9 protein-coding genes and 3 pseudogenes are annotated in these 12,847 nt (G+C 67.7%); 3 read left to right on the top strand and 9 right to left on the bottom strand.

Annotated elements, in window-relative coordinates:
* Nucleotides 1-75: 75 nt before the first annotated feature.
* From CF165_RS38575 to CF165_RS52165, 4 genes and pseudogenes are all read right to left on the bottom strand, one after another.
* Nucleotides 76-747, bottom strand: a complete 672-nt coding sequence (locus CF165_RS38575) for a response regulator transcription factor (RefSeq protein WP_093952543.1) — start codon at nucleotides 745-747, stop codon at nucleotides 76-78.
* On the bottom strand, nucleotides 734-2,296 hold the full coding sequence (locus CF165_RS38570) for a sensor histidine kinase (RefSeq protein ID WP_143268761.1): 1,563 nt from the start codon (nucleotides 2,294-2,296) through the stop codon (nucleotides 734-736). The genes CF165_RS38575 and CF165_RS38570 overlap by 14 nt, the downstream gene beginning before the upstream one ends.
* A 291-nt stretch (nucleotides 2,297-2,587) precedes the next feature.
* Nucleotides 2,588-2,833: a transposase gene (locus CF165_RS53515; protein ID WP_276209753.1), complete on the bottom strand. Its 246-nt coding sequence runs from the start codon at nucleotides 2,831-2,833 to the stop codon at nucleotides 2,588-2,590.
* Nucleotides 2,834-2,856: 23 nt separating this feature from the next.
* A pseudogene (locus CF165_RS52165) lies at nucleotides 2,857-3,131 on the bottom strand (transposase family protein); the annotation flags it as partial.
* 22 nt (nucleotides 3,132-3,153) lie between these two features.
* Here CF165_RS52165 and CF165_RS38560 point away from each other — a divergent pair.
* On the top strand, nucleotides 3,154-3,837 hold the full coding sequence (locus tag CF165_RS38560) for a GNAT family N-acetyltransferase (protein ID WP_240521967.1): 684 nt from the start codon (nucleotides 3,154-3,156) through the stop codon (nucleotides 3,835-3,837).
* Nucleotides 3,838-4,441: 604 nt separating this feature from the next.
* Here CF165_RS38560 and CF165_RS54125 read toward each other — a convergent pair.
* From CF165_RS54125 to CF165_RS38545, 4 genes and pseudogenes are all read right to left on the bottom strand, one after another.
* A pseudogene (locus CF165_RS54125) lies at nucleotides 4,442-4,993 on the bottom strand (WD40 repeat domain-containing protein); the annotation flags it as partial.
* Nucleotides 4,994-5,092: 99 nt separating this feature from the next.
* A pseudogene (locus CF165_RS38555) lies at nucleotides 5,093-7,939 on the bottom strand (nSTAND1 domain-containing NTPase); the annotation flags it as partial.
* A 244-nt stretch (nucleotides 7,940-8,183) separates the two neighbouring features.
* A complete protein-coding gene (locus CF165_RS38550) occupies nucleotides 8,184-8,621 on the bottom strand; it encodes a hypothetical protein (protein ID WP_143268760.1) in 438 nt (145 codons plus the stop codon).
* Nucleotides 8,618-10,696 carry a hypothetical protein gene (locus tag CF165_RS38545; RefSeq protein WP_143268758.1) on the bottom strand — a complete coding sequence of 693 codons (2,079 nt, stop codon included), beginning with the start codon at nucleotides 10,694-10,696 and terminating at the stop codon, nucleotides 8,618-8,620. The genes CF165_RS38550 and CF165_RS38545 overlap by 4 nt, the downstream gene beginning before the upstream one ends.
* A gap of 440 nt (nucleotides 10,697-11,136) precedes the next feature.
* On the opposite strand from CF165_RS38545, the gene CF165_RS38540 reads away from it, so the two are divergent.
* On the top strand, nucleotides 11,137-11,424 hold the full coding sequence (locus CF165_RS38540) for a hypothetical protein (RefSeq protein ID WP_143268757.1): 288 nt from the start codon (nucleotides 11,137-11,139) through the stop codon (nucleotides 11,422-11,424).
* Between the two features lie 352 nt (nucleotides 11,425-11,776).
* Nucleotides 11,777-12,181, top strand: a complete 405-nt coding sequence (locus tag CF165_RS38535; protein ID WP_093952536.1) for a hypothetical protein — start codon at nucleotides 11,777-11,779, stop codon at nucleotides 12,179-12,181.
* A gap of 68 nt (nucleotides 12,182-12,249) precedes the next feature.
* Here the strand turns inward: CF165_RS38535 and CF165_RS50550 are convergent, their stop codons facing one another.
* Nucleotides 12,250-12,834, bottom strand: coding sequence for a hypothetical protein (locus tag CF165_RS50550; protein WP_158226881.1), 585 nt, complete (start codon nucleotides 12,832-12,834; stop codon nucleotides 12,250-12,252).
* Nucleotides 12,835-12,847 lie beyond the last annotated feature (13 nt).

The raw sequence follows: 12,847 nt of genomic DNA, 5'->3' as shown, positions 1-12,847 counted from the left end.
ACTGGGGCTGCTCGGACGTGGAGTGAAGGGCCGGGTGGTCTACGACAAGATCAATAGCCTCATGACGCTGAGGTCTTATTCGTGGCGGAGATAGGTCAGCACCGCGGTGACGCGGTAATGGAGTTCGGGCTGTTCGGCCAGGCCGAGTTTGGCAAAGGTGGAGTTGACGTGTTTTTCGATAGTGGATTCGGACAGGGTCAGAGTTTCTGCGATCGCACGATTGTTTTTACCCTGGGCCATTAGCCGCAGAACGTCGAGCTCGCGGGGAGAGAGCTGGGCGAGGGGTGAGTCAGCGGCACGGTGGCTGTGCAGCAGTACTTCAACGATGCGCGGATCGATTACGGATCGGCCTTCGGCCACCTCGTGGAGGGCGCGGATAAGTTCGTCGAGGTCGCCGACGCGTTCCTTGAGCAGGTAGGCCAGTCCCGGTGTTCCGTGTTGGAACAACGCGAAGGCGTAGTGCTCGTTGGCGTGCTGCGACAGCACGACGACGCCGACATCCGGGTGGCGGCTACGGATGGTGTGGGCTGCGGTGATGCCCTCTGTCTGGTGCTCGGGAGGCATGCGGATGTCGGCGATAACTGCGTCCGGTTGTTCGTGTTCTACGGCCGTGAGGAGTTCGTCGGCGGTACCGACAGTGGCTAGAACCGTGATCTGTCCGGAGTCTTCGAGGAGCCTGCGGGTGCCTTCGCGGATCAGGTAGTGGTCGTCGGCGATCAGAATCCGCAGGTGCTCACGCTTCGGCATTAGCGGTGACCTCCCGAGCTGGTAGTTGGGCTCGCACGGTGGTGCCTCCATCGGGACTACCGGTGACCTCGAGACTCCCGCCGGTGGCACCGACGCGGTCGCGAAGCCCGATCAACCCGGAACCCTCGCGGAAGCCGCCGGGCTTGCCGATCCCGTCATCGGTGATCTCGACGACCAGAAACCCGCCAGCCAGCGCGAGCCGGATGGTCGCCCGCGGCGCGTGGGCATGCTTGAGGACATTGGTTAGCGCCTCGGAGACGAGGAAGTACGCCGATTCCTCGACGTCGATGGCGTATCGTGCGGCGTCCACCGGAGGCTCGGCGACGACGGTAACCGGGATCGGTACACGACGGGCACGGGATCGCACTGCGGCAACCAGGCCTTGGTCGGTGAGTTCAGGCGGATGAATGCCGTGGACGAACTCCCGCAACTCGTCGATCACACGGTATACATCGTCTTGTACCTCAGTAAGCACTACTCTGGCCTGGTCTGCCCCAGGGGGGAGTTTGTTGCGAGTCAGCCGCAGCTTGGCGACCAGGGCGACGAGTTCTTGCTGAATCCCGTCGTGGAGATTGCGCTCGATGCGGCGCCGTTCGGTGTCTTGCGCCTGCACGATGCGGGTCCGCGAGGCAGCTAATTCACCTGCTTGGCGCTGGATCAGGCTGAGGCGGGCGGCCAGTTCGACCGAGATCCGGACAGAGTATGCGCCGGCGAGTACCACCACAGCTACCGCGAGCGGTAGAGCAGATCTCACCCAGTCACTGACAAGAGCGGCGGCGACCAGACCCGAGAGCCCGAAGATCAACCAGAGCAAACCGTACCGGGTCGTCCACCGGATCCCGAGATCAGCGCCCAGCATGCGGTAACGGACTCCGATCACCACCAACCCGGCCGCGGCCGCCGCGACAGCCAGCGGCCCCAGCACCCGGACGACGATGACGTTCCCGGGGAGCAACAGCATCACGATCAAAGGCGTCAGGATCGCCCCGGCCACTAGCGCCGCCACACCCAGCAGCCAACGCACCTTGCGACGCTCGGCCCTGGGAAGCCGAACGTACCGCACGACCAACAGCACCGGTCCCAGCAGCAAAAGCCAATTCCCCAGCCACGGGAAGGGATAGAGCGTCGGTAGCCCGGGTAAGCGATTCAGCGAATACAACGGCGGTAACAGCCATAACACGCGTAGCGCCACTCGCTCGTAGGCGAACCGATACCGGCCGTCCGGCAGCAATGCGATCAGGCCGATGACCATGACAAGGACAAGACCGAACTCGGCGTCGTCGAGCATGCCGATCAACTTCCAGCGCAGCAGAACCTCTTCGGCAGCCCCTCCCAGCCAACGCGCCATGCGATGGACGGGCACGTCGAGTGCAGTTACCGCCACTAGCGTGCTCGTGGCGAGCATGCGGCGGGCAACCAGATGCTGAGGCGCCCGCCACCACACGAACATCCCGACCACAAAATATGAAAACGGTATCGCGAGCACGATCGGCAGGGTCGGCATCCCCGGCTCGAGCAGCGCCTGGACGACCGTCGCGAGCACGCTCACCGCGCCCACCACCGCCAGTACCCACATGCCCCGTGACCGGGCCTGCTCGCACCCCACCCATCGATCGTCGTCTACTGCCACGTACCGGGACTACACCGTCTCCCTCACCCTTGCCTAGAGGCAAACCTCCATCCCGGAGTCAGGCCTGCCAGGTGTTCCCGTAGTGCACAGCAGAGCCACCATAGTGGGGCAGGCCGGTATTGGGGGTCTCAGGGGAGGAATGCCGTCCCTGGGCGGCCCGCGGTGGTGGTCGGCGGCGAACACCTGCGCCGACCACCGCTAGGCCTGCCCTCAAAGCCAGAGGATCAGAGTGGCGAGGTCGATGAGGCCGCGGTAGGAGGTGGCGGTCTTGTCGAAGCGGGTGGCGAGGGCGCGGAATCGTTTGAGCCAGTTGAAGCAGCGTTCGACGACGTTGCGGCGCCGGCAGGCACCGCGGCCGGGCCGGTGGACGTCCACCGGCCCGGCCGCGGTGCGGCCGGGTGGCTCGTTGGTCCCGGCGTTCGAGGATGGTCGCCGGGATGCGACGCTGGCGCAGATAGGAGCGGATGGCTCGGCTGGAGTAGCCCGTGTTTGCGGTTCTTTCCGGAGTAGAAGGGGCGGTCGGCGGCGATCCGGTCGATCGGCAGGAGCCAGTGGCCACGCCGATCCCGAAACTGGCGGCGAGTCGTGCGTAGGTATCCCCGCAGCGCAGGTGCGCGAGCACGAGCAGGGCCTGGCGGTGCACCGGCAGCCTGCGCCACCGAGTGCCTCGTTCGCGGCGACGCCGTTGCAAGTGCCCGGCGAGGAACCGCAGGTGCGAACTGGACAGGTCGATCGCGGATGGGTAGACAAGCACGACGAGGCTCCTGGTCGAGCGAGTGATCTTGGTCGCGCTCTCCTCTACCAGGAGCTTCGCCACGTTCAGCACCCAGAGATCCGTCCAACTCCAGCCTGTCGCAACCAGGTTGGGGAGGGCTCACTGCCTGACGGGGGAAGTTCCGGGCGCGATACTGGCCTTCATGACTCCAACGAACCGCCCGGACACAGTCCACTTGAGGGCGTTCACCGAGGCCGACCTCGCCTTTCTCGACCGCCTCTGTACGGATCCCGATGCGCTCGGCGAGTTCGAATGGCCCGGATTCGGTGATCCGAGGGCACGCCGCAAGCGATGGGAGATCGACGGGTACATCTCCGTCGAGTCCGCGGCGGTTGCGATCGCGCAGCCCGACGACACGGTTATCGGCATCGCCACCTGGAAGCCCCGCGGCTTCCCCTCGGGTGTCACCTACGAGATCGGCGTGGGGGTGCTACCCGAGCATCGTAGACAGGGAGTGGGCACAGTGGCGCAGAGGCTGCTCGTGGACTACCTGTTCGGCCGCACGACTGCGAACAGAATCGAAGCCCTCACCAATGGCGGCAACCTCGGCGAACAGAAAGCCCTCGAACGCCTGGGGTTCCGCCGGGAAGGGGTCATGCGCGGCAGGTCCTTCCAACACGGCGAGTATGTCGATGTGCTCGTCTACGGTCTGCTCCGCTCAGAGCATTGTCCCGGAACGCCATGAGCACTCCTCCCAACCTGTTCAGAGTGAGGTTGGAAAAGGCTCGGTGACTACTGATCTTCTGAGACAGGATTCGCGGACCGGTAACCGGGGCGCCGCATCTTCGCCTGCATACCCACGTGCAGCCGGCGATGCTGGCCCCTTCGGCGGACTGGCCTTCGGGCGGGCGTTGAGCCTGCTCGGTCGGCCCCTCGCCCGGCTCGACACCACGCTGGCCGAGATCTCCGAGCAGCTGGAGGCCGCGGCGTTACGGGTCGCCGTGACCGACGAACGGCTCGAGCTGCTGCGCGCCGACGTCCGGCCAAGGCACGGTGTGCCGGGTTCGAACACCATCGGGCTGCCAGCGACCGCTGGATCAGCGCCTGTCGATCACGCTGCTCGCGCAGGTCCAGGACCAGATCCTTGCGCCGTTCCCCATACGCTCTCTGACGTGACTGCGGTCGGCACGCTGGGGGGCAATGCTCGACCAGTACGACCTGATCGGGTTGTTTCTATACGCCCTTCGACGTGACCAATCGCGGAGCGCTTGGGCCGCGGCGGTGAGGTCGCTGCGGCCGCCGGACCCCCAGTGGTGGAAGCAACTCCTTCCACTTCGGCGAGCACAGCCTCAGCGCAGGAGCATCCGATCGCGCTCCTCGGGGGTCAGCGCACGGAAAACGCGGCTGTGCGCGAGTTCGAGAAGCGCGGCCGTGTCGGGCTGGACCGGCCAGACGCGGGCGGTGCCGTCGCCGGACGCCGTGACGACCGCGGTGCCGTCGGGGGACCACGCGACGCCCTCCGCCCAGGCACGGTGTCCCCGGTGGATCGCGAGCTCCACGGCCGCGCCGGTGTCCCACACCCGCGCGGTGCCGTCGTCCAGCGCCACCGCGACGCGCCCGTCCGCCGGAGCCCAGGCCAGGTCCCGGATGACTTCCTCCTGCTCACCGAGGTCGGCTTCGGTCCGGCAGGAAGCCGCGTCCCACACCAGCAGCCGCCGGTCCTTGGCGCCGGTGACGAGCCGGATGCCGTCGGGCGACCAGGCCACCCCGGTCACCGCGTCGGAGTGGCCGGTGAGCACGGCCTGCTCGGTGCCGTCGGCGGCCGACCAGAGCCGGACGGTGCCGTCGTTCGAGCCGCTTACGAGCCGGGTTCCGTCGGGCGAGAAAGCCAGGCCGCGGACCATCGCCCGGTGCCCGGTCAGGACGGCGAGGGTGTCCCCGGTCCCCGCGTCCCACAACCGGATGGTGTCGTCGCGGCCGCAGCTGGCGACGCGGGTGCCTGCCGGGTCGAAGACAGCGCGCCGAACGCCGTCCTCATGGCCGGTGAACCGGCGCGTCTCCGCCCAGGCTTCTGTGTCCCACAAGCGAACCACGTAATCGTAGGACGCGGTCGCGAGTGTGCGGCCGTCCGGGGCGAACGAGACTCCGCGGACCTCGCCCTGGTGGGGCAGGTTCGCCAGTTCCGCGCCGGTCGTGGCGTCCCACACCCGGGCGGTCCCGTCGCGGGAGCCGGTGGCGACCAGCCGCCCGTCCGGCGACCACGCGACCGCCCGCACCCAACCTGTGTGGCCGCGCAGCCCGAGCCGTTCCGGTGACGGCGCGGCGTCCCAGATCCGGATCGTTCCGTCGCGCGACGCGCTCGCGACCCGGGTGCCCTCAGGCGACCAGGTGACCCCTTCGACCCAGTCGGCGTGCCCGCGGAGCACGGCCGTCTCCTCGCCTTCGCCGGCGTCCCACAGGCGGATTGTCGTGTCCCGCGAGGCGCTTGCGATGCGGAGCCCGTCCGGCGACCAGGCCAGGTCCTCGACCACGCTTTCGTGGCCGCGGATCACCAGCCGCTGCTCGGCCCGCGCGGCGTGCCAGACCCGCACGGTGGTGTCGCGCGAGCCGCTTGCGAGGCGCTTGCCGTCCGGCGACCAGTCGACCGCTTCGACCCAGTCGCGATGCCCGCGCAGGTACACCGGAGCCGGGTCGGCGAGCGGCCAGACGCCGACCGTGCCGTCCCCGGACCCGCTCGCCAGCGACGCCGAATCCGGCGCGAACGCGACGTCCTGCACCCAGTCCCCGTGTCCGGTGAGGACGGCACGGCCGGTCCCGTCATCGGCCGACCACAGCCGGACGGTGCCGTCACGGGCACCGGTCGCGACCAGCCGGCCGTCCGGGCTGAACACCGCCGCTTCCAGCCGATGCTCGTGCCCGGCGAGCAGGAGCAGCTCCGCGCCGGACGCGGTGTCCCACACCCGCGCGGTCCGGTCCTGGGCGGCGGACACCAGCCGGGTGCCGTCCGGGGAGAACGCGACGGTCGCGACCCTGTCGGTGTGCCCACGCAGCACGCGCAGCTCGGTGCCGTCGCGGGGATCCCACAGCCGGACGGTGTGGTCGTGCGACGCCGACGCGAGCGTCCGCCCGTCGGGCGACCAGGCCACTCCCCACACCCAGTCGTCGTGCCCGCGCAGCAGGACGCGCTGGCGGCAGGCCCACAGCGCCCGGTGCAGGGCTCGGAAGGCGAGCGGCCGCGGCGCGCACTCCTCGATCGCGGCGAGCACGATGAGGATGGCCAGCTCGGGGTCGAGCTCGCAGGTCAGAGTCGCCTGTGCGGCGAGCGAGTCGGCCAGCCGGTCTCGCCACACCTGGTCGTCACCGCGGGAGGCGGCGAGGAACTCGGCGACTTCTCCGACGGCCTGCTCGGTGCTGTCGGCGACCCAGCGCATCGCGGTGTGCAGCCGTTCGCCGCGGAGCAGGAACGCCCGCAGCCTGCCCGACCGCAGCCACTCGCCGGCCCAGCGTTCCAGCTGTGTGCGCCGGCGCAGTGCCTCGGCGTGCGATTCGACCTCTTGGCGCAGCGGCGCCCAGTACCGGAACAGTGCCTCGTGGGCGACGTCCAGGACGACGTGCCCGCTGCTGGTCCGGCTGATCAGCAGCCGGGCGTCGACGAAGGCGTCGGCGATTCGCCGTTCTTCGTCGGTCAGGTCGGCGGCCCGGACCCGGCGCCGGGTCGGCTCCCGCCCCTCCCACGTGACGAACCGGCGCAGGAGGCTGAGCACCTTGTCCTCGGCGACCTCGCCGGCCAGGTCGGCCAGCACGGTCTCCGCCTGGGTGGCGATCGCGCCCCGGACGCCGCCGAGTCGTTCGTAGTCCTCCGCGGAAATCACGCCCCGGCCGCGGCTGCGCAGGTAGAGCCGCTGCAGCACATAGGCCAACAGTGGCAGGGAATCCCCGCCGCCGGTGTCGGCGACCATCCGGCTCACCAGCCCCGGCGCGAAGCGGACGCCGGCGAGCTCGGCGGGGCCCTCGATGACCTCGCTCAGCGTGTCCGCGTCGAGTGTGCCGACAGTCACCGGCTGCTGGATCAGCCCGGCATACCGCGACTCCAGCAGGTCGGTCAGGAACTCCGAACGCAGGGTGGCGATCACCCACAGATTTGGGTTCGCCGTCAGCGCCTCGCTCACCAGCGTGAGAAATTTGTCGCGCTCTTCGGCACCCGCCATGGTGGTCAGCTCTTCGAACTGGTCGATGACGATCAGATGCCGGTGCCGGCCCGACATCTCGTGGACCCTGGTCCCCAGCGCGGCAGGATCGGCCATGAGCGCGGCTTCGAGATCCTCGGCTCGCAGCAGGGGCGGTAGCTCCGCCAGCGCCGTAGCGAGCGCGGCCACCGGCCGGTTCCCCGGCTGGAACGCCGGGCTGATCACCCAGCGGGTCCGCCGCTGCCGCAGCGCCGGAATCACCCCGCCCTGCACCAGCGACGACTTGCCGCTGCCCGACGGGCCGATGACGGCGACGAACCGCCGCGAGTGTTCGCGGACCACCGGATTCAGCCGGTCGACCAGGTCCTGAGTGGGGACCGCCCGCCCGAAGAACACCGCGGCGTCCTCCGGAGCGAATGCCTCCAACCCCGGGTACGGCGGCCGGTCGGCGGACCAGAACCGGTGACCGGTCCCGCCCTTGACCAGCTCCTGCGCGACGACACCGGCGAATCCCGTGGCGAACAGCGCCAGCGCGGCGAGCAGGGAAGTGGTACTCCCGGTGACGACGGTGAGCGCGGTCGCCACCCCGAGCACGACGCCGGCGGCCAGCCACAGCCGCAAGCGATAGCGGAACTGTTGTGACCAGACCCGCGTGCGCATAGGGGCATGGTCGCGAAACCGCGGCGGCAAACCTAGGACCGATCGGGTCAACGAACCGCGACCGGGGTGGCGTGCCCCGGCAGTGATCGGAGCCGCATGGCCACCGGCGTGCCTCTGACAGCCCGCTCCCCCGGCGCCGGCATGGTCCACCCGGTCGACGTGTACGACGCTGGTTGCTTCGCCCTCCAGGCAACATATTGGTGCTGGTGCTTGGCCAGCCTGCAAGCCAACCAAACACCAGCATCTACGCGACCAGCGTCAGCCAGTCTGTCGCCTGCGGCCACACCCGCGCCGGCCGCATCGTCGAGCGCAGGTCCAGCCAGTCCGCGCACTTTCCTTCGATCGCGTTGACCGCGGCGACCGGGGTGTGATCCCGAAGGTGCAACACTCGCACGGCCGTGAACACCGCCCGCTTGGCCGGATCCTGCCAGTGGTCCGCGAGTCGCGAGACCAGGTCGTCATCGCGGCTCGCCTGGCCCAACCACCGGACTCGACGATCGATATCGGTGATCAGGTAAATCCCGGTGACGATGCCGAGATCGGCATACCGCTCGAAGTCGGCGAAGGGCACCGGCTCGAGGTAGCTGGCGACTCCGTAGCGCCCGGCGGCAAGGGGCAAGCGTCCGAGAACGTGACGCAGCAGAACCGGCCCCGCCGGCAAGGCGGTCATCTGACGGGTCACTCGTCCACCTGCCGGGTCAGGAACTCATCGCTCGCCGACTCGAAGTCCGAGGGATCGGCACCGGGCTGCTGCAGCACGGAGAGGGCAGCAGCGAGGGTCTTCTGGTCCTTCTTCATCGCCGCGAGCGCCTCGTTGTAGAGCTTGAGCTGGTCGGTCATTTCCTCCTGCAACGCGGTGGTGTCGGCCTTTTCCGCGGCTTCCGCTGCGGCGCGCGCCAAGCCCAGCGTCGTCACGTGTGCCTGGGGCAGCACCTTGAGGAGGGCTTCCCCGAGGGCGATCCGGGCTTCCAGCAGTAGCTGGCCGGGGGTTGGGGGCGGAGTCTGCGGGTTGTCGGTCGGCTTCGTGTCGTCGCCCGTCTTCCGACGCGAGGTTTTCGGGAAGGCGGTGTCGAACCAGGCCTTCGACGCTTCGGTGTCGTCGACCGGAACGCCGTCGATGTCGACCTGCCGTGGTCGTTCCTGGGCGTTGGCCGCGCGCGCGAGCTCACGCATCAGCCCGATTGTGCGGGCCGGGGCCAGCAGGAGCGCGTCTCGGATGCTGGTCTGCGTTCGCCGGATCCGACGCGTCTCGGATTCCGGGTCCTCGGTCTGGGCGCCGACGGACCCGCGGTCTGCCTCGACGATCTTGTGCTCGGCCAGCCAGTGCATGCCACGGGTCAGCACGAAGCGCTTCAGCGCCTCCAGGTCGTCCTCGGCGGCTGTCAGCAGCTCACGCCAGGTCTCGGTGGACGAGAACGACTCGGTCTTGATCGCCGAGGTGTTCATGACGCCGTCCAGAACGCGCGGGTTCCAGTGGTGGATGTAGGAGTCGCTGATGACCGCGGAGATCATCCGGGTACGTGCGTCGACGTGTCGGCGACCCGTCTGGCTCGGCGCCGGTTCGCCCAGGGTCCGGCGAAGCCGGAGGCGATCGACGTCGTCAGAGGGGAACATGATCGCGAACAGGGCGCGGTCGCGGCGGTCGCGGCGGTCCACAATCGGCTCACCCGGTGTCTCATGCGGATCACGGCTTTCACCCGACAGCCACGCACGGTCCGCTTCGGTGATCAGGCCCTCGGTGTTCAGCATCCGCAGGACAGCTCGGAGATCGGAGGCAGCTTTCTCGGAGAGCGCGTAGTCCAGCGGCGGGCGGCGGTGATCAACCCTGTTCGGGTCGAACACCCGCGCGTGGAAGCCCTCGAGACTTCCGGCCCCGATGATGACGCCGACCTCGACGGTCGCGACATTCGCAGCCTCCTGTGCTCGTTGGTGGCCGGGGTGGTCCGGGTTGCTGTAGGCCTCCTTCAGGAGCTTCGCGAAGACCGGCACCCACTTTGTGGGGTCCGCCGTCTTGTAGTCCCGCTCGATGCCCATCAAGCGGTAGGGGTTGATCCCGAAGACGATGTCGTACGCCTTCAAGCCGAACAGGTCCAGGCGAGCGCGGGACCGGTTCGCGCCCTTGATCGCCGTCAGGTCCGGCACGGCACGCACGGTGGTCCCACCGTCCTGGGGTTCGGCGATCTGGCGCAGGAACACCGCGTGCAGCGTGGTTTCCTTCTGCCCGAAGATGGCGATGTCGTCGCGCAGCCGGTAGCCGCGCTCACCGTCGGCTTCGGTGAGAGCCGTCTCCATGCGTTCGAACAGCAGCGCCTGCCGGTCCATGTCGACCGGGTCGGCGGTGGTCAGGACAGGTGCTCGCTCCCCGTTCGGAGTGAAGAAAGTGATCAACCGCGGCAGTACGTAGTTCGGGTCGGCCGTGGCGCTTAGCGGTGAGTCGAAGCTGGTGCGGATGCGTTCGTTGTATTCGCCGGCCGTGCCGGCGAACCCGTGCATCTGGGCAGTGAAGACCACCAGTCCGTCGTCTTCGCTGATCGCGCTGTCGACCAGCACGTACTCGGTGCCGTGTCGTCGGAGGTAGTCCTTCGGCCGGACGACGTACACCGCGATCGACCACGCGTGCTCGATCGGCATGCCAGTGCGGGCGCTGATCGCCTTCGCGAGACGTTCAGTCCAGTCAGGCTTGTCGGCCCCGGGGAACGGGTTGTCGCCCAGGTTCGGCTCGTCGATGCCCTGGGAGTCTTCCACAGTAACGCTCACGTTGGATCTCCATCGTGCGGCGCCGACGGCTCGCGTCGGCACGGTCCGGGTACCCCGAACCGGTCGGTCCGGGCGACACAGAGGCCCGGACCCCCGCATCTACGTGGAGGTCTCCAGTATCCCGGCCGATCCGTCGTGCGAACACGACATATGTGGCCGGGCCCCGTCCGTAGCTTTGTCCGTCGCCCACGTCACCACCGCCGACTCGAACTCGCCGGACAGCCGTGACATTGTGGGGCTCTCCCTACCCTTGTGGGCCATGGGAGTCGGGACTGAACCCGGCATCGAGCCTGAATGCTCCCGCCAGCATAGCGCACCGTCACGACAGCAACGCGGATGCGACGGACGACTCCGTGAGCGCTTCGGCCAGAGACTGTTCCCGGACGTCGCCGGCGATCTCATGCCGAGCCATCGTGCACGGCCTGACTTTCCAGTCCTGCATGACCGCCGATGCGCCGAGCCCGAACGCGCCGCACAGCTGCGTCGCGTCCGTCTCCTGCTGGCCGCTGCTGCCGATGCAGCAGCTCGAGGTGCGCCGCGGCCGACCTCGCGGAGCCGGTCGTACCCGACCGCGGAAGACCGGGGCCGACGAGCTCGGCCTTCACCTCGTCGGTGCGCTGGCCGTGGCCGTTGCCGAGGTCGATGACGCCGGCGCCGAGCGTGATGCCCCGCTGGAGCTCGATCTTGATTTTGGCTTTCGTCCGCGCGTACGGTCGGCCGCTTGGTGATCTCAGCGTCATCGCTGTAGTAGCTTGGACGCCAACAAGACGCCGGGCTCGCCGAGCGGGCCGAGCGGTTCCGGCTGGCGACGGACTCCGAGTACTGGATCGCCGTCTGCTTCAAGACCCGCGAGCACCTCTACCGCCAGTGCGCGGGCACGGTCGCCCCGGCGCCGGACTGGCTGCGCACCGAACTGGTCGGCCGCCGCGCCTACGGCGGGCTCGACCTCGCGGCCAAGCTGGACATGACCGCGTGGTCGCTGCTCGCCCCGGACTGCTTGAACGGCGCGCCGTCGATGATGTGGCGGTTCTTGCTGCCCGAGGCCGCGGTGAAGTTCCTCGACGGCGGACCAACGGCCGGGTGTCCCAATGGGCCGAGGGCGGCTGGATCACCGTCACGCCTGGCGACGTCATCGACTACGACGCGATCTACGCGGACATCGCCGCTGACTGCGCCACGTTCAAGGTCATGGCCGCCGGGTACGACGAGTGGTCCGGGGAACCGGTCCGGCAGGCGATCCCTAAGAAGACCCGGCTCGACCTTGCGCCGATCCCGCAGACCTACCGCGGCCTCACCTACGGCATGACCGAGCTGATGGCGCTCACGAAGTCCCGAGGCTGGAGCCACCACGCCAACCCGGTAGCCGAGTGGTGCTTCGCGCGGTTGAGGTTCGCCACCCCGCCGGGGACGCGGACCAGCTGCGGCCCGACAAACCCGACCGTCAGGCCGTCGGCAAGCGGATTGATGCCGTGCCGACCGCCGTAATGTCTATCACTCGATGGCGAGAACTAGCACGTAAGCACGACCGCTCGGGACGCATGGTCGTTCGATAACTACTCTTTCGGTTGAAGATCGACCAATAGCTTCTTTGCATATGCGAGATCTCCTTTGCGATGAAAGCCTATTCGCCGCAGTATTCTTGGCCGATATACAATTGCGGCAATATTGAGTGCTTGACTCATTTCTAGCTGAATACCAGTGATGCGCTTAATTTGCTCCTGACCTTCTGGTGTCCAGACATCCTTCTGAAGAGCGTTCAGTACCGATTCCATGAATATTATGGAAATTTGAAAATGTCGAATGGCTTCGTCGACTATCAGAGATGCTTCAGAAGTGAGAACTTGCCCGGCTTCGGAGTGGCGTTCACTCAGTTTTGCAGCCTTGTCGTCCAGCGTCTTGAATGACGAAGCAATGCTCGTCATGTCTCCATTCCTGGCAGCCATCATTATTCTTAGCATTATATTTCCGAAAGAACCGAGCGTCGCGACCATATCTCGCCGAGCGCGCGCCGCGTTTACCAAGCGATCCTTCCGCATCTCCAGTGCAGGCTTTGCAAAGTACTCGATCAACAAGGTGACTGCTGCCGCCGTCAGTGCGCTAATCAGTGCAGTTTGCATGCTTGCTTCTACCACGTTCACTGCACAATATGGG

The sequence above is a fragment of the Amycolatopsis vastitatis genome, assembly GCF_002234595.1.
Classification (GTDB): Bacteria; Actinomycetota; Actinomycetes; order Mycobacteriales; family Pseudonocardiaceae; genus Amycolatopsis; species Amycolatopsis vastitatis.
The sequence above is the reverse complement of the archived record's forward strand: the minus strand, read 5'-3'. Positions and strand labels throughout refer to the sequence as shown.